The 20,299-nt window shown below is 52.1% G+C and carries 20 protein-coding genes and 1 tRNA gene; 13 read left to right on the top strand and 8 right to left on the bottom strand.

What is annotated here, in order from left to right:
- Positions 1 to 342 precede the first annotated feature (342 nt).
- From ACYVB1_RS22250 to ACYVB1_RS22235, 4 genes are all read left to right on the top strand, one after another.
- Positions 343 to 1,035: an SOS response-associated peptidase gene (locus tag ACYVB1_RS22250; protein ID WP_460926019.1), complete on the top strand. Its 693-nt coding sequence runs from the start codon at positions 343 to 345 to the stop codon at positions 1,033 to 1,035.
- Between the two features lie 74 nt (positions 1,036 to 1,109).
- Positions 1,110 to 1,574, top strand: a complete 465-nt coding sequence (locus ACYVB1_RS22245; RefSeq protein WP_460926018.1) for a LexA family protein — start codon at positions 1,110 to 1,112, stop codon at positions 1,572 to 1,574.
- Entirely contained in the window at positions 1,571 to 2,839 is a 1,269-nt protein-coding gene (locus ACYVB1_RS22240) for a Y-family DNA polymerase (protein WP_460926017.1), read from the top strand. Before ACYVB1_RS22245 ends, ACYVB1_RS22240 begins: the two co-directional genes overlap by 4 nt.
- 128 nt (positions 2,840 to 2,967) lie before the next feature.
- The gene (locus ACYVB1_RS22235; protein WP_460926016.1) at positions 2,968 to 3,462 is read left to right on the top strand and encodes an SH3 domain-containing protein; all 495 of its coding nucleotides are present in this window, start codon (positions 2,968 to 2,970) and stop codon (positions 3,460 to 3,462) included.
- 8 nt (positions 3,463 to 3,470) lie between these two features.
- Here ACYVB1_RS22235 and ACYVB1_RS22230 read toward each other — a convergent pair whose 3' ends face one another.
- Positions 3,471 to 4,547 (bottom strand): tyrosine-type recombinase/integrase, encoded by a 1,077-nt coding sequence (locus tag ACYVB1_RS22230; protein ID WP_460926015.1) that lies wholly within the window; start codon positions 4,545 to 4,547, stop codon positions 3,471 to 3,473.
- Positions 4,548 to 4,661: 114 nt separating this feature from the next.
- On the opposite strand from ACYVB1_RS22230, the gene ACYVB1_RS22225 reads away from it, so the two are divergent.
- The 3 genes from ACYVB1_RS22225 to ACYVB1_RS22215 all read left to right on the top strand — a co-directional run bounded on the left by ACYVB1_RS22225 (position 4,662) and on the right by ACYVB1_RS22215 (position 8,058).
- A tRNA-Phe gene (locus ACYVB1_RS22225) sits at positions 4,662 to 4,734 on the top strand.
- A gap of 401 nt (positions 4,735 to 5,135) precedes the next feature.
- Positions 5,136 to 6,746 carry a vitamin K epoxide reductase family protein gene (locus ACYVB1_RS22220; RefSeq protein WP_460926014.1) on the top strand — a complete coding sequence of 537 codons (1,611 nt, stop codon included), beginning with the start codon at positions 5,136 to 5,138 and terminating at the stop codon, positions 6,744 to 6,746.
- A complete protein-coding gene (locus ACYVB1_RS22215) occupies positions 6,730 to 8,058 on the top strand; it encodes an amylo-alpha-1,6-glucosidase (RefSeq protein ID WP_460926013.1) in 1,329 nt (442 codons plus the stop codon). Before ACYVB1_RS22220 ends, ACYVB1_RS22215 begins: the two co-directional genes overlap by 17 nt.
- Positions 8,059 to 8,089: 31 nt before the next feature.
- On the opposite strand, the gene ACYVB1_RS22210 is transcribed toward ACYVB1_RS22215, so the two are convergent.
- Entirely contained in the window at positions 8,090 to 9,100 is a 1,011-nt protein-coding gene (locus ACYVB1_RS22210) for a potassium channel family protein (RefSeq protein WP_460926012.1), read from the bottom strand.
- Between the two features lie 210 nt (positions 9,101 to 9,310).
- Here ACYVB1_RS22210 and ACYVB1_RS22205 point away from each other — a divergent pair, with 210 nt between their 5' ends.
- A complete protein-coding gene (locus ACYVB1_RS22205; protein WP_460926011.1) occupies positions 9,311 to 9,631 on the top strand; it encodes a four-helix bundle copper-binding protein in 321 nt (106 codons plus the stop codon).
- Between the two features lie 86 nt (positions 9,632 to 9,717).
- Here ACYVB1_RS22205 and ACYVB1_RS22200 read toward each other — a convergent pair whose 3' ends face one another.
- From ACYVB1_RS22200 to ACYVB1_RS22190, 3 genes are all read right to left on the bottom strand, one after another.
- Entirely contained in the window at positions 9,718 to 11,091 is a 1,374-nt protein-coding gene (locus ACYVB1_RS22200; RefSeq protein WP_460926010.1) for a hypothetical protein, read from the bottom strand.
- A gap of 69 nt (positions 11,092 to 11,160) precedes the next feature.
- A complete protein-coding gene (locus ACYVB1_RS22195) occupies positions 11,161 to 11,607 on the bottom strand; it encodes a hypothetical protein (protein ID WP_460926009.1) in 447 nt (148 codons plus the stop codon).
- 71 nt (positions 11,608 to 11,678) lie between these two features.
- Entirely contained in the window at positions 11,679 to 13,820 is a 2,142-nt protein-coding gene (locus tag ACYVB1_RS22190; RefSeq protein WP_460926080.1) for a copper-translocating P-type ATPase, read from the bottom strand.
- Positions 13,821 to 14,109: 289 nt separating this feature from the next.
- Here ACYVB1_RS22190 and ACYVB1_RS22185 point away from each other — a divergent pair, with 289 nt between their 5' ends.
- Positions 14,110 to 14,739 carry a DUF2911 domain-containing protein gene (locus ACYVB1_RS22185; RefSeq protein ID WP_460926008.1) on the top strand — a complete coding sequence of 210 codons (630 nt, stop codon included), beginning with the start codon at positions 14,110 to 14,112 and terminating at the stop codon, positions 14,737 to 14,739.
- Positions 14,740 to 14,884: 145 nt separating this feature from the next.
- Here the strand turns inward: ACYVB1_RS22185 and ACYVB1_RS22180 are convergent, their stop codons facing one another.
- The gene (locus ACYVB1_RS22180) at positions 14,885 to 15,304 is read right to left on the bottom strand and encodes a YybH family protein (protein ID WP_460926007.1); all 420 of its coding nucleotides are present in this window, start codon (positions 15,302 to 15,304) and stop codon (positions 14,885 to 14,887) included.
- Positions 15,305 to 15,751: 447 nt separating this feature from the next.
- Here ACYVB1_RS22180 and ACYVB1_RS22175 point away from each other — a divergent pair, with 447 nt between their 5' ends.
- On the top strand, positions 15,752 to 16,258 hold the full coding sequence (locus ACYVB1_RS22175) for a TlpA family protein disulfide reductase (RefSeq protein WP_460926006.1): 507 nt from the start codon (positions 15,752 to 15,754) through the stop codon (positions 16,256 to 16,258).
- Here ACYVB1_RS22175 and ACYVB1_RS22170 read toward each other — a convergent pair.
- Positions 16,255 to 17,361 (bottom strand): tetratricopeptide repeat protein, encoded by a 1,107-nt coding sequence (locus ACYVB1_RS22170; protein WP_460926005.1) that lies wholly within the window; start codon positions 17,359 to 17,361, stop codon positions 16,255 to 16,257. The two genes, ACYVB1_RS22175 and ACYVB1_RS22170, sit on opposite strands and share 4 nt — an antisense overlap.
- 183 nt (positions 17,362 to 17,544) lie before the next feature.
- Between ACYVB1_RS22170 and ACYVB1_RS22165 the strand changes: the two genes are divergently transcribed.
- From ACYVB1_RS22165 to ACYVB1_RS22155, 3 genes are read left to right on the top strand one after another with little or no spacing between them, the layout of a single operon-like run.
- Positions 17,545 to 17,925 carry a phage holin family protein gene (locus tag ACYVB1_RS22165; RefSeq protein ID WP_460926004.1) on the top strand — a complete coding sequence of 127 codons (381 nt, stop codon included), beginning with the start codon at positions 17,545 to 17,547 and terminating at the stop codon, positions 17,923 to 17,925.
- Positions 17,922 to 18,566, top strand: a complete 645-nt coding sequence (locus ACYVB1_RS22160) for a hypothetical protein (protein WP_460926003.1) — start codon at positions 17,922 to 17,924, stop codon at positions 18,564 to 18,566. Before ACYVB1_RS22165 ends, ACYVB1_RS22160 begins: the two co-directional genes overlap by 4 nt.
- Positions 18,556 to 19,320, top strand: a complete 765-nt coding sequence (locus ACYVB1_RS22155; protein ID WP_460926002.1) for a phosphoglycerol geranylgeranyltransferase — start codon at positions 18,556 to 18,558, stop codon at positions 19,318 to 19,320. The genes ACYVB1_RS22160 and ACYVB1_RS22155 overlap by 11 nt, the downstream gene beginning before the upstream one ends.
- Here ACYVB1_RS22155 and ACYVB1_RS22150 read toward each other — a convergent pair.
- The gene (locus tag ACYVB1_RS22150; protein WP_460926001.1) at positions 19,303 to 20,229 is read right to left on the bottom strand and encodes an AraC family transcriptional regulator; all 927 of its coding nucleotides are present in this window, start codon (positions 20,227 to 20,229) and stop codon (positions 19,303 to 19,305) included. The two genes, ACYVB1_RS22155 and ACYVB1_RS22150, sit on opposite strands and share 18 nt — an antisense overlap.
- Positions 20,230 to 20,299: the final 70 nt, after the last annotated feature.

Raw genomic sequence — 20,299 nt, 5'->3', positions numbered from 1 at the left:
CTACTCCGTCCTACCCCCGGTACTTTGGCATCAGGGTTCGTGAATGCTCCTGCAGGAAAAGGAACGTAACCGTCGTAAACGACACCGATGTCACAGGAATGTGAAAAGTTTAAACCGCTCAGAGTTAAACCTAACGAGGTTGCTCAACACAATCCATCACATTCTACTGATTCATAAACTGTTAAAACAGCACCCTGTATCGCTGGTGATACAGGGTGCTGTTGAGCATACATTCCACGAAGTGTACCCCCAAGCGGTGCATGTATCACTGGTGATACACCCTCTCATTTGGGCGTGCATCCACTCAAAGCGCACGCTCGTATTGTAACTAAAACGACAATTATGTGCGGACGCTACTCCATTGTCACGAAAAACAAAGAATCGAAGGGTTCAGTGCGTGCCACCCGGCTCCTGAAACAGGCAGAGGCGGAGGACCGTTTCAACGTCGCTCCCTCGCAGCAGCTGCCAGTCATAACGAATGAGGACCCGGAGCGGCTGCAGTTTTTTTCCTGGGGCCTATTGCCGCACTGGGCGAAAGAGAAGAACTTCAAGCACAAGACAATCAATGCGCGGGCAGAGACTCTGACGGAGAAGCCCATGTTCAAGCAGCTGGTCAACCGGAGGCGCTGTCTGGTGCCCGCCGATAGCTTCTATGAATGGCGCACCTCCTCCGCAGGCAAGATGCCGTACCGCTTCCTGCTGAAGGACGAGGGGCTCTTCTGCTTTGCCGGGCTCTGGGACGAGTGGGCAGACCGGGAGACGGGGGAGGTGAATCTCTCCTACACCCTTATTACCACCGAGCCGAACGAGCTGATGCGCCCCATCCACGACCGTATGCCAGTGCTGCTGCACCCGGAGGAAGAGGAACTGTGGCTGTCGGACGCACGCGCAGACGAGCACCTACTCTCCCTGCTGAACCCTTACCCAAGCGAGGAAATGAAGTCTTACCCAGTGTCCAAACTGGTGAACTCCCCAGCCAATGACACACCTAAGGTACTGGAGCCGGCACCTGAGCAGGGGGATTTGTTCAACTAACACCAATAGTATTACTAATTATTTTAGCATATAATATAGCCGTTTCTTAATTTGGTGCCGTAAAAGAAGGCACTATGAAAGAGACGAGCATCATCCCCCTGCACCCTATGCCCTGGCCCCGCGCGTTTCGCCTGGAGCTGGAGAGCATTATTTCCATCCCACTGTTTGTGTCTAGTGTCAGAGCAGGCTTTCCCAGTCCCGCTGACGACTATGTGGCCGGGCGCATCGACCTGAACGCCTACATCACTTCCAACCCCACCTCCACGTTCCTGGTGAAGGTGGAGGGAGACAGCATGATTGGCGCCCATATCGCTCCGGGAGATATGGCCGTGATAGACAAATCCCGCAAGGCAAAGAGCGGTGACATTGTGCTGGCCTATGTCAACGGGGAGTTCACCATCAAGCGGCTGGAGCTAAAAGCGGACGGAGCTTACCTGAAGGCGGAGAATCCTAACTACACGTCCATCCATATCACAGAGGCCGACGCTGGGCGCGTGTGGGGCGTTGTGGTGGGAACGGTAAGGTCTTTCGGTACATGACCTCGCTCTTCGCCATCGTTGACTGCAACAACTTCTACGCCTCCTGCGAGCGCGTATTCAACCCTTCCCTTGAGGGAAAGCCCGTGGTGGTGCTCTCCAACAATGACGGCTGCATCATAGCCAGAAGCAATGAGGCGAAGGCGCTGGGTCTGCAGATGGGCCAGCCGGTGTTTGAGGTGAAGGAGCTTGTGGAGCGGCACCAGGTACAGGTTTTCTCATCCAACTACGAACTCTATGGTGACATGTCAGCCCGGGTGGTGGAGACACTTTCCCAGTTCACACCGCACCTTGAGGTCTACTCCATCGACGAGAGCTTCCTGGATCTGGGCGATTTCTACAACATAGACCTGAACAACTATGCCCGCCAGATAAAGGACACGGTGAGGCAGTGGCTGGGAATGCCTGTGGCCGTCGGTGTCGCCCCTACCAAAACGCTGGCCAAGGTGGCCAACAGAATCTCGAAGAAATCAACGAAAGCCGACGGCGTGCTGGTGCTCACCGACGAGCGGCACATAGAGGAGGCGCTCCGGCGGACGGAGGCAGGAGACGTGTGGGGCATCGGCCACCGCTATTCCAGAAAGCTCGCCGGCTTCGGCGTGCACACGGCCTGGGACCTGCGGAACTGCACGGACTCCTTTGCCAAGAAGCACCTGACGGTGGTAGGGCTACGTACGGTGCGGGAACTGCGTGGGGAGGCGTGTGTAGAACTGGAGCTCATGCCACCTGCAAAAAAGAACATCTGCACCTCCCGCTCTTTCGGAATTGCCATTACAGAACTGGATGAGATCTCCGAGGCACTCACCACCCACGTCGTCCGTTGCGCTACAAAACTGCGGAAGCAGCGGAGCAAGGCGGGAGCTATGACGGTGTTTGCCATGACCAGCCGCTTCGGCGCGGAGGGAGAGACCTACTCCAACTGCCGCACCGTCTGCTTTGACACGCCCACCGACTCTGAACCAGAGCTCATCCGTCACGCCCTGAAGGCGCTGCGGCAGATTTACCGCCCTGGCTTCCGCTACCGCAAAACAGGTCTATTGCTCCTGGACATCGTGCCCAACTCGAGTGTGCAACTGAGCCTACTGGACACAGTGGACCGGGAGAAGCACGCACACCTTATGCAGACGCTCGACTCCTTAAGGGAGCGCTATGGCCATAGTTCCATCAAGTATGCTGCGCAAGGTACAGAGCAGCGGTGGAAGCTGCGGCAGGAGAACATCTCCCCCTGCTACACGACACGGCTGGAGGATGTGATTAAGGCACGGTGACTGTCGATGTCTTAAGGCTCTACCCTAATACCACCACTCCCAACACCATTTAAAGCCGGCAATTGATTATTTATATTGTAAATATATATATAATGCTATATTTGTTGAATACTAATTCACTGGGATTAATGAAGAAAACCATAGTATTCATCGCTCTTTCTGTAGCATCCTGCAGTTTCGGATATGCTCAAACCACAAACAATGGAATTATAATCCAGAACAACATCATCGTTAATCCATCACCAAGCACCCTGCCTGTATACACGCCTGAATACGACCATCTCAAGGATCCCAAAACACAGCAAATGCTTTGGAATATAGAGCTGGACCGACCAAAGTACTACCCTCCCAGCGGATTAGATGACCTTTTAAGCAGATCTGCTGATTATGATGCATTTGATAACTACATGAAATACGCTACCGCCCCCACATACTACTGCAAGAGCAATCTAAACCTGCGTGGAGGAGGCGGAACAGACTTCCCGATCGTGGCCCAACTACAGAAGAGCGAGAAGGTACTAGTCATTTCATCAGACGGTGACTGGTGGCAAGTGTATTACCCCCATCTGAACAAGAAGGGTTACATCAAGAGAACACTACTATCAGCACTGTGGGTCCCGTAAGAGACATATCATAACTCAGGCATTACATTGCTTTCCACCTGCACGGTGCCAATGCTGCGGAGGTATGTCAAACTCGTGTTCAAGCTGGAGTGTCCTAACAACTGCTGCAAAAGCTTGAGATTCTGTGTCCGCTCGAATACATTCACTGAGGCAGCGTGGCGGAAGCTGTAAAGGGTTTGGTTCTGCTGGATAAGGGCGAGCTCCAGCATCTTCTTTCTCGCCCTGGACCACATGGTGTTGAAGTAGCACTCGTTGTAAGGCTGACGGTAACCTGTGAAAATATTCCGCTCCCCCTCCAGTGCCCCAATCCCCCTCCTCAGGAGCTCCTCCCGCACGTACTCCGGCACCGGTAGACTTCTCAACCGGCCACTTTTGTTCTCGTACCCGTCGAGGGTGTATCGCGTAAAGTCTTCATTGAAGTGTTGCCGCTTAAGAAGCCGTATCTCCTGGTGAGGCCGCATCATCGTCCCGTACATGAGCAGGGCGCAGAGGTACAGGTTGGGGTAGTGTTCTTGCAGGAAGCTGAGCACCTCCGTCAGTTGCCCTCCTGTGTAAGCCTTGTGCAGGACCGCCTTACTCTTCCGACGGGATGTCTTTGCAACCGGGTTACGTTCCAAGAAACCTGTGTTCTGAAGTCGTAGGAAGGCCGCAGAGAGCGTTCGTCGCTTATTCATGTAGTAAGTGCCCGAGCTGCTGAAACGCTGTAGGAAAGTCTCAATATGACTCGATTCGACCTGTTTGGCAGTAAGTGTCATTAGCCCCTGCTCCTGAAGGAAGGCGGAGAACTCCTCACACACTTTTTTGATGTCCCTGCGGTAGGTGTTGCTGAAGGACGAGGGGATGGTAGCTGCCACCTCCCCCAGCAGTTGAAGGACTCCCAGCTCAACAGGCTTGTCAGGCTTCGCCTCCTCCTGATCCGGCGTCCATCCCCGCTTCAGTGCGGCATAGAGTTCACGCGCTAGTCTCCTCAGTTCCCTCTCCCTTGCAGGAAGTGACTTGCAGCGGTTGGGATTGCAGTTGATGCCTAGCATAGCCCCGTTGTAGAAACGGAGTCGTTTTCCCTCCAGGTACACGGACACGAACACTCTTGCGTCGAGTCGGTCCGGATTGTAAATTTGTGGTTCAGTAAACATGTGAAACAGCGTGTTGCTGTCTCATCTGCTGTCTCACTTACGGAACAAGGGGACACAACAAGAGCTGGTGATGTAGCTCAGTTGGTAGAGCAAAGGACTGAAAATCCTTGTGTCGGTGGTTCGATTCCACTCATCACCACGAAAACCTCTCCTTCAACGGAGAGGTTTTTTTGTTTCCGGCCTGCTGAAATTAGGTTTTGGCAGTACCAGCCAGCAAAGGAACAGATGCAAGGCTACTGTGAACAATGAGAGCGCAACCGCCCCGGCAGACCTCTTGCCACTCCCCTTACATCCACCATTGTCTCACCTGTTGTCTCACTGTTCAACTACTTAGCACTGCCCCCCTCAAGGAAAGCGAAGCCCCTTAGAATTATGCAGGGTAGGGCTTGGCGCTTCATCCTTTTTACTCTATAGCCCGCTTTGCACAGCTGCTCCCTTCAGGAAATGCCCTTCAAGCCAGCGAACACTGCTGCTGCTGTACCTTGTGCCTTACTACCTCGTATAGCTGATTTAGAGTTCATACATTGAAATTCGATGGCAATGGAAAAGAATGAGCATCAGCATACAAGCGAGAATGGCAAACACGGCGGCTCTATGGGCATGCGCGGTGTGACCCGGCCCATGGCCGAGAAGCAGATAAGGGAGCATAACAAGAAGATGCACGAAGACGGGCAGGAACAGCATAAAAGAGGTGATTACCAGCACGAAGAGCCTCAGCATGGAAAGCACGGCGGCCATGACATGGGCATGTCGGAGGACATGCGACAGAAGATGCTGCACATGCACCACATGCAGACGCTGTGGGTGTACTGGATGATTATTATCTTGGGTGCCTGGGTGCTGCTCTCGCCGCTCACTTTCGACTACGGCATTGGTGTAGTGGAACCATCGGGCGGCAGAAGCGTGTGGCTTTCGCTGGATCAGCGCATTGCTTTCATGAAGTGGAGCGACATCATCAGCGGAGCTCTGCTTATCTTCTTCGGGTGGCGCGGCCTTACGCCTAACCGCCCCGTCAGCCTGTGGATTTGCTGCTTTATTGGTATCTGGCTCACCATGGCCCCCATCCTCTTCTGGTCTCCTACGGCAGTAGCCTACCTCAACGACACCATGGTGGGGGCGCTCCTTATCGGCCTCACCATCCTGATACCGGGCATGCCCAACATGATCATGTACATGAAGATGGGACCGGACACGCCGCCGGGCTGGAGCTACAACCCCTCCAGCTGGTCCCAGCGCTGGATTATGATGGTGCTGGGTTTCATAGGGTGGCTCGTGTCGCGTTACCTGACTGCTTTCCAGCTAGGGTACATCGACTCTGTCTGGGACCCTTTCTTTGGGCAGCAGAGCGAGCAGGTGCTTAACTCGGCCATGTCGCACTCCATGCCCATTTCGGATGCGGGGCTGGGTGCCATTGCCTACACCTTTGAATTTTTGATGGGCTGGATGGGCGCCCCTACCCGCTGGCGCACGATGCCCTGGATGGTAGCGGTATTTGGCATCCTGGTCATCCCGCTGGGGCTGGTGCACATCTTCCTGGTCATCAGCCAGCCGGTGATAGTAGGCGCCTGGTGCACCTTCTGTTTGCTGGCCGCTATTATCATGCTGCCCATGATTCCGCTGGAGGTGGATGAGGTGATTGCGATGGGGCAGTTTATGAAAAAGAAAATGAACCAGGGCAAGAGCTTCTGGAAAATATTCTGGAAAGGCGGCAACGTTGAGAGTGATGAAAAAGACGAAGCCCCTGACATGATGAAGTTCCCGCAGAAGCCGGGGCCGGTGTACAGAGCCTCCATCTGGGGAATGAGCTTCCCGTGGACCTTAACTGTGGCGACACTGCTGGGCGTGGCCCTGGTGGCAGCGCCTAGCGTATTCGGTGTGGGCATGCAGGAAACAGTAGCCGATATTTTCCACCTGAGCGGTTCGCTTATCGTGGTGGTGGCTGTGATAAGCATGGGAGAGCCGCTGCGTATCTGCCGTTACCTGAACATACTGCTGGGGCTGGCAGTGGCGGTGGCACCCTGGTTTCTCGGTAACAGCCCGATTGGTTTGAGTATAACGGGTGTGGTGCTGGGCCTGGCAGTGGCAGGGCTGGCTTTACCACGGGGCCCTAAAACGCAGCGTTATGCAGGATGGGATGAGTACATCAAGTAAAGAAGTGCGGCGCGATGAGGAGGTAGTGCTCTCTGATGGGGAGATAAAAGCGCAGGCGCGGGATGTGCTCTACAGGAACATGGTTAGCGGCCGTAAGGCAGGATTTGACTACCATTTCACGAAGCCTTCCCCAGGTACTTACCCCTTCCAGTACTTCTGGGACACCTGCTTCCACATCTTCACCCTCACCGCCATGGGAGAGGTAGAAATGGCGAAGAAGCACATGTGCAGCCTCTTCGAGATGCAGCGCCCTGACGGCTTCGTGGGCCACATGAACTACTGGAAACGCCTGTGGCCAGCCCGTGTCACCGACCTGCTGCAGCTCAGGCCCCGCGACGTGCTGCGGCTCGACAAGCCTCACATGTCTGCCCTGGTGCAGCCTCCGATTGCGGCGCAGGCCGTGCTTCGGATTTACCAGCACGGCCAGGACCTTTCCTTTGTGGGGGAGCTGCTTCCAAAGCTCAAGAAGTACTACCGGTGGCTGGCCGAGAACAGAGACTTTGAGGGGGAGGGCCTCCTTTCCATCATCACCCCCTTCGAGTCCGGCATGGACTGGAAGGCCAGCTACGACCCTTTGCTCAGATACGACCGTGGCAAGGCCGGTCCGCTGCTGTTCTGGAAAGTGCTGCAGGTAGACGCGCATAATTTCCTGAAGAATTATAACCTGCCCCGCATCTACAAAAGCAACAAGTTTGTGGTGAAGGATGCTGCCTTCAATACCATTTATGCGCAGAACCTGGAGGCAATGGCAGACTTGTGCCAACTGGCAGGAGATGCAGACGAGCAGTATTTCCAGGACCAGGCAAGGCAGACGGCGGACAGCATATTCCGTTATATGTATGATGAACAGGATGCTGCTTTCTATGACCTGTACGGGCACCACTTCAACAAGCTGAAGGTCCGCACAGGCACCATCTTCTTTCCTGTGGTACTCAGGAGTGTGCCAAACGAGGTGTGCAGGCAAGTGCTGGAAAGGCACCTGTTGCACAAGGACGGCTTCCACGTGCCTTATCCTGTTCCCTCCCTCGCCGTGGACGAACCAGCCTTCAACCCGGACGAGTCGCTTTATATCTGGCGCGGTCCTACCTGGGTCGTGTTTAACTGGTTTATGCAGGGGTACCTGCTGGAAAAAGGTTACCAACAGGAAGCACAGGAACTGCTGCTCAGTGTGAAGCGGCTGATTACCAAGAGCGGCTTCAGGGAGTACTATAACCCCTTCACAGGCGAGGGCCACGGAGCCAGGGAGTTTACCTGGTCCGGATTGGTCGTGGACATGATCAACAGGCAGCGGGAGGCAGAAGATGGTTCCTGACAGAGATGATTCCTGCGGGTAGGTGCGCTGCTTATGAACTGTAAACCTCCTGCCATGACCAGCCATCCATTTCGAGCAAAGCCGTTAGTAGCTTCCGCCGCTCTTGCAATTTCTGGTCAAACACGTGTGCTGCCTTGTGCTCCTGCAGTGGTATTCCTTGTTGGTGCAGTTCCAGGAGTTCAGGCTCTGGCGCGCTTCCTTCGGGTGAAGCGGTTTTCAAATAGCTACCCTTTACCATTTCCAGAAAAGCATCTAACGTGGTCTGGAGCATATTCACCTTGAGTGCATCTACACCTGCGCCCTCCGACATGGCTTGCTTGAAAAGCTGATGTGTCTCATCCAGCATCACGATGGCCGGGGCAATGGAGAGCATAGAATTGTTGTTATGAAAAAAGTGGATTACAGGGTAGGAATGGTGGTTGAGAGTATGCTGCATCAGCATCTGACATAAATCAGAGGCATTGTCGAAAAAGGAGGGAAATCCTTTCCCGTTCCAGCTATGCGCCAGGATCTGCTGCGGGGTTCTGCCCATGCTGCTGATGTAGAGGGCAAGCTTGCTTTGCAGGTTAACGGCTGACAGCACCGGTACAAAATACGTGATGGAGGCGGTAATGAAGACCAAGCCCGAGAATGCAGCCACACTCGTGACAATGCGCCAGATTGTGTTCGAGGCAATGTAGTCACCCACGCCTAAGGTGGAAAGCGTAAACCCGGCATAGTAGAGTTTCTCCAAAGCACTTGCACTGCGCATGGTTTTACTGTTCACAACAGAGTCAGCGTCACTTAACAGCATCAGGAACAGGCCTGACCAAAGCCCAACAATCCAAACAAGGAGGATAGAGACAAGGATAGATGGCCCGGCATACTCCAGCAGCCTGGACCTCCCGTTTTTCCCTGAAGCTGAGAAGAAGGCACCCCATACAAACCTGGATACCGCATTCGTTATTTTCCCGCCACCATTAGAGGAGAATGTGGTTTTGATAATATCCAGAGCGATAACCGCAAAAAGAAAAATACCCAAGCATAAATAAAATACTTTCATAAGATTGATGTATGGACATAGGATCTGTCTGCTAAACGAATTCGCGACTGATGGGTTAAGCGGGCTAATTACGACTCTAACAAAGCAGCGGCTGATACTGCTTGGCCGAACGTATTCAGTAAATTATGTAACGATTACCAAGGATTATATAAAACACCGGCGTGCTGTTCAGGTATAACAGTAACATGTAAAATTCTAAATCCAAAAACTATGAACAAGGACTTGATAAGAACACTGGCGGAATGTGCAGCTGCCTGTAACCACTGCGCCATTTCCTGCTTAAAGGAAGACAACATCAAGATGATGGTAGATTGTATCCGGTTGGACCTGGACTGCGCCGCCATTTGCAAAACCGCACTGGATTATGTTTCCCGTGACTCCCGTTATGCAGGGGAAATTCTGCAGCAATGCGCCAAGATCTGCAGAGACTGCGGACAAGAGTGTGACAAGCACGAAACAGAACATTGCAAAATGTGCGCGGAGGCTTGCTTTAAATGCGCAGAGGCTTGTGAGCAGCAGATGAACGCGTAACTTTATTATGTATTCTGTAGAACAAGAGAGGGCTTTGAAAGTCACAGGCCTCTCTTGTTTAAGCTCCTCCGTGCTTTTTTTCGGTTCTACGGCACCATGATAGTAGGGAACACACGCAGGTAAACCTGCGCACTAACAGGCAACTCACCATAATAAGGATGTAGTTCGCTGCCGCCCCTGAACACGCTTGCCTGCGCACCCAGGTGCAGGTTTACAGTGCCCAGTTGCGCCAACTGCCTGTTTGCCCCAACCGTCAGTGCCTGTATGCCAAAGAGAGCATCGTGCCCGAACATGTCTTCCTCGAAACCCAGTTCCGCTGCTGACTTTTGCAGCCACTCATAGCGCCCGTAAATGGCAAACTTATCTTGCTGCAGGTTCGACTCCAGCAACACCGAATGCTCTTTATGGTGTGCATCAACATAATTGTAGCCCCAGTTCAGGGTTGTGGTCAGGAAGCGGTTACTCCCTCCTAACTGCTTTCCGTAGAGGACAGAGGCAGTGGAACGGTACACATCCTCCTCCGGCTCGCCCACCTCCGGGCTCTTAACGTAGGCAGTTGACGCCTGCAAACTCCAGCTTGGACCTGGGTTATACGTCAGGCGTACTGCGCGAGAGTCGAAGCGGGGCTTATCGAAGTCATAGCGCTCCTCGTCCGGCTCACGACCTGTAAAGGAAGAACCTTCCAGCTTAAAATTGCGGTAACGGACTCCCAGCGTGGCCACCCCAAAGGTAATATGCGTAGCATCCTGCCAATGGTGGCCCAGCGGTGAATCAGGATTGTTGAGCGCTGAGGGGCGGTGCATGAACGCCACGTTGCTTAAGGCTGGCTCGCCGGGATAGCCTAGGTAAACAAACACATCCGCCTCTTCGGAAATCATGTGCGTGTACCCTATGGATAATTCGCTGAAGAGGTCGTGCGGGTGCTGGCGGTCTATCAACGGAGACCCCTCGAAGGTTTCGCCGGTCTGAAAGAGCAACGGGTAGCCGTTGCCGCCTACCGTCAGCGGGTCCAGAGATATCATACCACTGACGCGGAAAAGCCCCCTATCGCCGACAAACCGCTGCCCCATCAGCATGAGCCAATTGGGAGCATCGAACTGGCTGTCGCCCCGGTTGCCGGCCTCAAACACGTCCTGGTTGTTGTAGCGCAGAAACAGGTTGTAGTGCAGCATAAACATCCAGTCGCCACGGTGGTACATGTTGCCGTACATCGGTGACTCATCCGGAAGCCAACCTGTGCCGGAGGCATTACGGTTCATGGGCAGGTTACGGGAGAAGGCATGGGACATTGGCATCTGCATGTCTCCGTGCTGCATGCCCATATGCTGCATGTGCTCCTGATGCCCCATTTGATGCGTTGTATCCTGGGCCTGTTGCTGGTGGCCCTGGTGCTGTGCTGTGGCTGGCAGAGCCAAAGCGGTGATGACCAGGCAGTATAGTAGACCTTTTAATTTTTTCATAGCGTATTTAAAACGGTGGCTGTACGTGTGAGGATGTCTGTTCTATAGTTTAGGAGGGTAAGCAGGAAACTACCTCCTGTTTGTGTTCATGTTGCGCATCATCTGCTGCATACAAGCTTCGTCCATCATGCCATTCTCATGCATCCGCTGCATCATGTTCTGCATCATGCCGCTGTTGCGCATCATCATGCGCGACATCATGTTGCAGGCAGCCGTATCTGTTTCGCACCGGGCCATCATCTGCTGCATCATGCCCTCCGGGTTCTGGTTCATCATCATGCCGTCAGAGCCCATCATTCCTTCCATGTGTTGCCCGTTTCCCATCATGCCGCCAGCCGGAGCATCACGCATCATGGCCGTCATTTCCGTACGGTATGACTCGTTGTTCAGGATGGTGGAGTACAGCTCCCTGCGTTGCGACTCGTCTTCCAGCACCTCCTCTACATTTGCAGAGGACTGGCAGCCTGTGAGCCAGATACCGGCTGCCAAAAGCATTGTTAACATCGTTCCTTTCATAGTTTCTGCTCTTAAATAAAGGTTTGCCATCAGTTACGGTACTGTACGTAGGTACGGGTTCAACGGCTGGCTTACTTCAGCTGCCCTCTTAGCAGCTGCGCATTGACGGCCACAATCACAGTGCTCAGGCTCATAAGGGCGGCACCAACGGCAGGAGATATCATGATACCCTGCTGGTAGAGCACCCCGGCAGCAAGCGGCAGGGCAATGATGTTGTAGCCTGTGGCCCAAATCAGGTTCTGAATCATCTTCCGGTAAGTTGCTTTACCGAAGAGAATGAGAGAGGCAATATCCTGCGGATTGCTGTTCACCAGAATGATATCGGCAGTCTCGGCGGCCACGTCTGTTCCGGAGCCAACGGCAATGCCTACATCTGCCTGCGCCAGGGCCGGAGCATCGTTCACGCCGTCGCCCGTCATGGCCACAAACTCTCCCTGTGCCTGCAGTTCCTTTACCTTTTCCTGCTTCTGGTGCGGCAGCACGTTAGCCAGGTAGCCGTCCATGCCCAGTTTGTCGCTCACGCTTTTAGCCACCCGCTCGTTGTCTCCGGTCAGCAGCAGGTTCTTGATGCCGTTCTCCTTCAGCACCCGGATTGCTGCTTCAGACTCAGGGCGAATCTGGTCCCGGAGCGAAATGTAACCTGCTACCTGTCCGTTTACCAGTACATACACCACTGTCTCCACACCTTCCTCCGCCTGGCTCCGGGGCACCTGCACGTTAAACTCCCTGATATAATTCGGCCCGACCACCTTTACGCCTTGCCCCTCCACGGTGCCTTCCAGCCCTTTGCCGGGCAGGTAGTTGAAGCTTTCGGAGGCAGGTACTGTAATGCCTTCTGCCTTTGCCTTCTTCAGGATGCCCTGCGAAATGTAATGCTCCGAGTGCTGCTCCACGCCTGCCGCTAACCGGAGCAGTTCCCGCTCGCTGTAAGCCTGCTGGAAAGTTTCTACCCGGGCCACCTCATGAGCCCCCTGCGTCAGGGTACCGGTCTTGTCGAAGATAATGGTGGTGATGTTGCGGGAGTTCTCAAAAGCCGTGCGGTTGCGGATGAGCAGGCCATTGTTGGCGGACACGGCCGTGGAGATTGCCACCACCAGCGGAATAGCCAGACCCAGAGCATGCGGGCAGGAGATAACCATCACTGTTACCATCCGCTCCAGAGCAAAGTCCAGTTCCGCACCGGCAATCAACCAGGCAGCCAAGGTTACGAAGCCGGCTGTCAGGGCCAGGTAGGTCAGCCATTTAGCGGCTTTGTCAGCCAGTCGCTGCGTTTCAGATTTTGTTTTCTGCGCCTCCTGCACCAGGTTGATCACCTTATTCAAGTAGCTGTCTTTACCGGTACTCTCCACCCGCACTTGCAGCGAGCCATTGCCGTTGATGGAGCCGCCTATCACCTTGTCCTCCTTCCCTTTCTGCACCGGCTTGCTTTCGCCGGTCAGCATGCTCTCATTCAGGTAGCTCTCTCCCTGCACCACCACTCCGTCTGCAGGTACTTTCTCCCCTGGTTTTACTAGGATGATGTCTCCCGGCTGGAGCGCATCCACCTTCACCGTGAGCGTCTGACCATCCTTTATTACCTGTGCTTCGGCTGGCATCATACTCACCAGCAGTTCCAGCGCTTTAGAGGCTCCCAGCACCGAGCGCATCTCTATCCAATGCCCCAGCAGCATCACCACTATCAGCGTAGCCAGTTCCCAGAAAAAATCCATGCCCTCCAACCCAAAGGTGACGGCTGTACTGTAGCCGTAAGCTACGGTGATGGCCACACCAATGAGTGTCATCATACCCGGAGCCCCTTTCTTCATTTCCTCCGCCAGCCCTGTCAGGAATGGCCAGCCGCCATAGAAGAAAATGATGCTGGAAAGCACGAAGGCGATGTACATGCTGTACGGCACATCCAGTGTATAGCCCAGGATGTGCTGCACCATCGGGCTTAGCACAATAACCGGCACCGAAAGCACCAGTGACACCCAGAAGCGCTTTTTGAAATCCTCAATCATCATGCGGTGGTGGTCGTGCCCTCCGCTACCATGGCCTCCGTGGCCGCCATGGTCATCCTGCGGCGGATGATGGTGCGTGTCATTATGCATGGCAGCGGTATGCCCGTGGAGCGTCTTCTCCTCCAGCCGCTCTTCTACCTTGCCTGCTTTATTTTCAGCTTGTGCCTTTGCATGCTGATGATGCTGGTGATCGTGATGGTGGTCGTGCTTCATGGCTTCAGCATTTTTGTTCTTGCTTTTGTACTGGTAAAAGTAATTGTCGCGCACCTTGCCTGTGTTACATTTTTACGGTAATTCGTTACATATTTACTCCATTGCATAAGGTCAATAGGTGGAGACATAGGAGCAAAGGTCAGATATGTCTGCCCGAAGTTATAACACTGAAGCAGTGTTCCTTTTGGTTTCGGAAATCTTGCCTGAAATGCTTTCAATACTGATGGTTTGGATGCTATTTTTGCTACCTCTAAAAACACAGGATAGCCCTGATACATCACCCTATATCATGACAAAAATGAATAACTGCCTCTTCATTCTAACCCTTTGTGCTTTTTTGTCTGGCTGTAGCCAGGAACCGGCGGAGCAGGAAACGCCAGAACAGGAAAACCATCATCCTGCTGCACACGCAGCAAAGGAATCGGAGGGCGTGCTGGCGATCAGGGCCCAGTCGGAGCCTGACACACTGAAAGGCAGCCTGAAAGCAGAAGCGCACGGTAAAATTGACCCCGCGCATATAACCATTGCTTATCATTCTCCTGCCGCACGTGGCAGAGTTATATGGGGTGGGTTGGTAGCCTACAATCAGGTGTGGGTTACGGGAGCGCACTCGGCAACAAGCCTGGAGACAGATCACCCCATCACCATCGGTGGAAAAGAACTCCCTGCCGGGAAGTATGCCTTGTTTACCATTCCCGGAGAACAGGAATGGACTGTTATCATCAACAGGAACTGGAACCAACACCTGGCCGACGACTACTCGGAAGCGGAGGACGTAGCGCGATTTACCGTGAAGCCGGAAATTACAGAGCAGCACCAGGAAAGGCTACGTTATGAGATAGTGCCTGCCAACGGCAGCACGGGTGATGTTGTTATAACTTGGGATAAGCTGAAGCTAACGCTCCCGGTGAGCGCTTAGATTTTGATTCTTGCAGAACTGTAAAAAAGGCAACACAGGCACCTTCTTCAGCAGAAGCCCCACTGCAGCGGAGTCACAATGACTACGCTGTAGTGGGGCCTGCTACAATATGCCTCAGTCAAGGCGCATAAAAATAATTTTCCGGCTACCCCTGCTGCGGCTGCAGATTACTGTTAAAGATATCCCGGTGCAGTTTCCAATCCCCGTTTTCGCGCTTCCAGATAACGATGTATTTCGACTGGTCAACTTCCTGATCTCCCTCTACGAAAAGGGTGGCCTGGCTCACCTCAATAGCGGTGTCTCCATGCTGCTCCACCTCCCCTGTCCGAAGCTTTACCGATTTAATTCCCATGTTCATCACGGTTTGCCAGAAATCCTTTACCTGCTCCTGGCCCTCCACAGTCTCGTGGTTGGGAGGCATCACCGTTCCGTTTTCTGTATAGAGCGCTGCCAAACCCGCAGCATCCTGCCGGCGGAAGGCTTCCATAAACTTCTGATTTGCCCGCTCTATCTCGCTGCGGATTTCGGTTGCATTGGCTGTACCCATTGTGTTGTTAGCTTCCATACTATTAACTTTTAAGTGTTTATGATCTAATCGAACCTGCCGGCAGCTACTGCTACTTTTAACCTGATGCCTTGTTTTAACTGGCAAAGGATTTTAACTTTAACTGGCTTCATGCCTCGGAAGCAACAACCCTGTGGCTTCTACTGGTTGATAACTGATTACCAGCTATCTATAAAGACTTACGATTACGAATGATTATAGTATAAATAATTATATAAAAAGTAATAAATAAATTTACAAAGCCTCCTATCTCCTTTGATAAGACAGCGGAATTTAATTAACCAGGTAAAACGTTATAGCAAAACACAACTAAATGATATGAATAAACTCAGATGGAGCGCCTTGTTCGCTGGCATGGCTGCGGGCATCGGTACCGTACTCCTCCTTACGCTGTTTTATTTTTTCTTTTTTATGAAAATCCAGCTTTGACTTTAAACTAACCACAGCATGAGCAGAAGAAGAATATTTTGGATGGCCTATGGAACAGGCTTTGCGGTGGCAGGCATTATCGCTGTTTTTTCGCTCACCATGCTGCATAAGCTGGTGCCCCAAAGTGTAAACTGGGAAGCTTTGCAACTAACGGATTTGCAAGGGAACACTGTTTCGCTGGAAGACTACCAGGACAAGGTGCTGCTGGTGAATGTGTGGGCTACGTGGTGCACACCCTGCCTGCAGGAGATGCCCTCCATGGATAAACTGCAGCAGCAGTACGCAGATAAGCTGGCCATATTGACTGTTTCAGATGAAGCCGTAGAGAAGCTAAAGAAGTTCAGGAGCCGCCACAATTACAGCTTCGGCTTTTTGAGAGCCAATACGCCACTGGCTGATCAATCGCTGACGGTTTATCCTATGACCTACCTGGTTTCCTCCAATGGCGAAGTAGAAGCTGTTTTTCTGGGAGCTTTAGACTGGGCAAGCCCTAAACTACAGGAAAAGCTACAGCAGCAGGACTAGTAGATGTAATTCTGGCAGTTGGCCCGCAGCTCCAGCAGCGCTCCCGTATACCCTAACTGATAGGCCTGGTACAGGTGCATGCAAGCTGAATCAGACTGTTGCTCCAGCTCTGTGCGCCCCAGCAGGTAATATGCCCGGCCATTCCCCTTGTCCAGGGCCAGTGCTGCCCTGTAATCCTGCTCCGACAATTTATAATTGCCTAGTTTGTAATACCCAAAGCCCCGATAAGTCAGCGCCGACACAACATCTGCCCCCTCGCTGCTATTGTTTAGGTAAAGAGAAAAATCGGCTACGGCAGGCTCATACTCTTTCAGGTAGAAAAGCCTTACTTCTCCCCGTGCCAGGTATGCCCCCCAAAGCTTATCGTTCAGCTCCAGTGCCATCGTTAAGTCCTTTTCTGCCTGCTCATACTGCTTCAGTTGCTGATGACTCCGTCCGCGCATATAATACACCTGCGCCGAAGGCTTCTCCCGCAGTGCAATCGCCCTGTTTAAGTCGTGCAGCGCGGAGGAGTAGTTGTCGAACACGTTCAGCTCTATTTTAGCCCTGGCCTCATAGGCAGCCGCGTTCTCAGGCATAAACCGAATAGCATCCGACAGCAGGCGGTGCGCACTGCTGTATTTGCCGTCTTCCATGTAAGTCAAGGCTGTCTTGTACTTGTCTTCGCCTGTGATATGGTCCATCGTTACCTTCAGCAGCAGGCTAAAGAACAGCAAGCCGGCCACAAAGCCGAAGGTAATGTACCAGTCTTTGCGCGAGAAGCGTTTGTCATCGCGCCTGATGTTACGGTAGTGGCGTTCAGACACACCTGCCGGTTGCCGCGTCTGGGTATAGCGCGGGTCGTAGTACTGCTGCTGGTGCTGCACTACCGTACGCTGCTGCTGACGCTGGAACTGCAGGCGCATATCATAACGGGCACGCTTGCTGGGGTTAGAGAGCGTCTGGTAGGCACTGTTCACCAGTTTAAACAGCTCTTCAGCCCGCGCGTTCCCCGGATTCTTATCCGGGTGATACTTGAGCGCCAGCCGCTTATAAGCCCCTTTCACCTCTTTGGCAGAGGCTCCCGGGCTTATACCTAATACGTTATATAAATTGTATTCCAAGCAGATGCTAAGCTAAGAAAGTCGATGTTAAATTTAACTCAATGCGGACAAGAAATCGCAAAATTCGTACTACACTTCTAACTTCTTATCTACATTACGTATTTTAACTTAATTATACTTTACGTAAATTTTTATTTATACCCTCGTATACAGGTAAAGCGTAAAAAAAGCTAAAAGAAAACTATGGCAATACAAGACAACGGAACAAGGGACCGAAATCCCAACCTCATGGAGAACCTGATGGGGTACATTGATACCCGGATTGATATCATTAAGCTGGAGATACAGGAAAAGCTAAAAGCCACTTTTGTGAGCACACTGCATTTTGCACTGCTTGGATTTGTCGCTTTTATGTGCTTCATCTTCGTTAATATTTTTCTGGGCCTGCTACTGAACTCCCTGCTAAACAGCAGATTCTGGGGATTTGGCATTGTTGCCCTTCTTTACATCATCATTCTGGTGATACTATTGATAGGCCTGGATAAGAAAGCTTTCCAGAGCGTAGCAGATAAATCCTTTGACAACACATTATATAAACCGGACAAAAGAGAACCACACGTATGAGCGAGTTATCCAATCCTTTATTTGACAATGAGCGGGAGTTTTTAGAGCGGCAGAAAGAAGAGTACAAAAACGCCCTGATGGGTGACGTGGATCAAATAAAATCTCAGGGGCAGGAATATGGCAAGAAAGCAGCCATGGCAGGCGGGGCCTTGCTGGCAGCCTACCTGCTGAAACGCATGATCAGCGGCGGCACAAAAAAAGTAAAGTCGATCAAAGCTGAGAAAAAGAAGAAAAAGGCAGAAAAGAAGAGAGCCAACAGAATTGTTGTCCCAAGAGAAAGACATGTTATTGATGTGCCATCCTCTACCCCTGTTATAGATTATGATTCTATTATGCATGAGCGTGAGGATGATTACACCCTCTCCTCAGAGCGTATGCACCACGCCGACCACGGCCATAACACGTACACAGAGGAAAAAGAAAAGACTAAACGGAAAAAGGGCCTGACAAAGTCTGGTGTTGGCAAAGTGCTGACACAACAGGCAGTGGCATTCCTGCTGATTTATGCCGGCAAGAAACTGGAAGAATACTTACATAGTGTCTCTGAAGATAAAAATAACGATATTGCAGCAGCGCCTGTAGTAGAGGTTACTGAGATAGAGACAACCGAGTATATCGTTCCAAAAGAGGATGCCATTTAACGACCTTCAACAAAAAAAACAAATCAACTCAGGCAGGAAGCATTTTGCGGTTCTGCTCGACCCCGACAACCTGACGGAGGCTTCCTGCCTGAATCTTATTGACCTGAGCGCGGCTCATCCTATTGATTTCTTTTTTGTTGGCGGCAGCCTGATCACGACGGACAACCAGGCGGGCATCGTCCGGCTCCTGAAAAAGAACACAGCCATTCCCGTTATACTTTTCCCGAGCAATAGCCAGCATATTGACAAACAAGCAGATGGCATTCTGCTGCTCTCTCTCATTTCCGGTCGCAACCCCGACTTCCTCATTGGCCAACATGTGCTTTCAGCCCCTACATTGAAGGCAAGCAGGCTGCAGGTATACCCTACGGGTTATATTTTAGTGGACTCCGGCCAGCAGACCACCGCTTCTTACATGAGCGGCACTACCCCTATCCCCTATAACAAACCGGCTATTGCTGCCTGCACTGCCATGGCCGGTGAACTACTGGGCTTGCGCTACATTTACCTGGACGGCGGCAGCGGGGCCCAAAGGCCTGTCTCCCCTGATATGATAACAGCGGTGCGTGAGGCCGTAGACATTCCGGTGATAGTGGGCGGCGGCATCAATACAGCAGATAAAGCGAAAGCTGCGCTGGATGCAGGCGCCGACGTGATTGTGATAGGAAACCACATAGAAAAAAACCCCGGCTTTATGGCCGAGGTTTCTAATCTTGTCTCTTCGTACAACGTTGCCTTAAATGTTCACCGCTGATTCACGGCGACGCATCTTACCGGCAGGTATACCAAACATCATCTTAAAGCGACGGCAGAAGTAAGCGGTGTCTTTGTAGCCCACTTCTTTACCGATCTCACGGATGCTCTTCTTGGTGGTGCGCAGTAAGAATACGGCACGCTCCATACGCTGGTACTCAATGTAGTCCTGTGGGTTGATTCCTGTAAGCATTTTGAAGTACTGGCCTACATAATCTTCTGATACATTGGCTACATTAGAAAGCACTTTGTTTGACAGGTCGCCACCAATGTTCTCCTTGATGTAGTTGAACAGGTCGATGAGGCGCGGATCCTTGAAGTAGGTGCTGTTTGTTGCCAGTTGCTCCACGAACATTCTGTTGCGCAGGATATGACGTACAATCTCCACCACAATCTGCTCTGTGTACAGGTTGATCAGGCGCTCTTTACCTGGCAGATCCTGCATGTTCTCCTCCACCACTTTGATAACCAGGTTGGCCAGCTTGCTGTTGTTAGAGATGAGGAACGCAGGCAGGTCCAGCGAAGCAAAGAAGTTCACGGAGTCGAATACTTTCGCTTCGAAGCTCACGTAGCTATGGCTCTCTTCCGCGTCACCGATCAGATCCAGATCGTTGTTGCTTTTAAAGAACTTCTCCCTGTTTGTGATCAGGTCATCGTTTGTGATGGACTTTCCTTCTCCCGATGGCCCATAGGTAACTTTTGTGCTTCGGCCACCCGGAATGAATAGAAGTTCCCCCTCTTCTACTAATTGCTCCTCGTTGCCAAAAAAGATGCTGCCCTTATGGAGCAGAATCAGATTGTTACCAACATCGTAGTAGTTGCGCACCGTAAAAGGCTGCTGCAACACCAGATTTTTAGCTTTAATGAATCGCACCCCAAGCGACTCAATAATCTTATTATAATCTTCCATGTATGTTTACCAACTAACTTTTATACTGTTTACCCTTTATTTTGGCCTAAAGCTAAGATTAATCTTTATA

The organism is Pontibacter brevis (assembly GCF_054779655.1).
Note: the sequence above shows the minus strand (reverse complement) of the source record. Positions and strands in the feature narration are given on the sequence as shown.

Excerpts from the sequence above, each read along its gene's own strand:
- ACYVB1_RS22250 (WP_460926019.1), top strand. The coding sequence starts at position 343 with ATGTGCGGACGCTACTCCATTGTCACGAAAAACAAAGAATCGAAGGGT.
- ACYVB1_RS22245 (WP_460926018.1), top strand. The coding sequence starts at position 1,110 with ATGAAAGAGACGAGCATCATCCCCCTGCACCCTATGCCCTGGCCCCGC.
- ACYVB1_RS22240 (WP_460926017.1), top strand. The coding sequence starts at position 1,571 with ATGACCTCGCTCTTCGCCATCGTTGACTGCAACAACTTCTACGCCTCC.
- ACYVB1_RS22235 (WP_460926016.1), top strand. The coding sequence starts at position 2,968 with ATGAAGAAAACCATAGTATTCATCGCTCTTTCTGTAGCATCCTGCAGT.
- ACYVB1_RS22220 (WP_460926014.1), top strand. The coding sequence starts at position 5,136 with ATGGAAAAGAATGAGCATCAGCATACAAGCGAGAATGGCAAACACGGC.
- ACYVB1_RS22215 (WP_460926013.1), top strand. The coding sequence starts at position 6,730 with ATGAGTACATCAAGTAAAGAAGTGCGGCGCGATGAGGAGGTAGTGCTC.
- ACYVB1_RS22210 (WP_460926012.1), bottom strand. The coding sequence starts at position 9,100 with ATGAAAGTATTTTATTTATGCTTGGGTATTTTTCTTTTTGCGGTTATC.
- ACYVB1_RS22205 (WP_460926011.1), top strand. The coding sequence starts at position 9,311 with ATGAACAAGGACTTGATAAGAACACTGGCGGAATGTGCAGCTGCCTGT.
- ACYVB1_RS22200 (WP_460926010.1), bottom strand. The coding sequence starts at position 11,091 with ATGAAAAAATTAAAAGGTCTACTATACTGCCTGGTCATCACCGCTTTG.
- ACYVB1_RS22195 (WP_460926009.1), bottom strand. The coding sequence starts at position 11,607 with ATGAAAGGAACGATGTTAACAATGCTTTTGGCAGCCGGTATCTGGCTC.
- ACYVB1_RS22190 (WP_460926080.1), bottom strand. The coding sequence starts at position 13,820 with ATGAAGCACGACCACCATCACGATCACCAGCATCATCAGCATGCAAAG.
- ACYVB1_RS22185 (WP_460926008.1), top strand. The coding sequence starts at position 14,110 with ATGACAAAAATGAATAACTGCCTCTTCATTCTAACCCTTTGTGCTTTT.
- ACYVB1_RS22180 (WP_460926007.1), bottom strand. The coding sequence starts at position 15,304 with ATGGAAGCTAACAACACAATGGGTACAGCCAATGCAACCGAAATCCGC.
- ACYVB1_RS22175 (WP_460926006.1), top strand. The coding sequence starts at position 15,752 with ATGAGCAGAAGAAGAATATTTTGGATGGCCTATGGAACAGGCTTTGCG.
- ACYVB1_RS22165 (WP_460926004.1), top strand. The coding sequence starts at position 17,545 with ATGGCAATACAAGACAACGGAACAAGGGACCGAAATCCCAACCTCATG.
- ACYVB1_RS22160 (WP_460926003.1), top strand. The coding sequence starts at position 17,922 with ATGAGCGAGTTATCCAATCCTTTATTTGACAATGAGCGGGAGTTTTTA.
- ACYVB1_RS22155 (WP_460926002.1), top strand. The coding sequence starts at position 18,556 with ATGCCATTTAACGACCTTCAACAAAAAAAACAAATCAACTCAGGCAGG.
- ACYVB1_RS22150 (WP_460926001.1), bottom strand. The coding sequence starts at position 20,229 with ATGGAAGATTATAATAAGATTATTGAGTCGCTTGGGGTGCGATTCATT.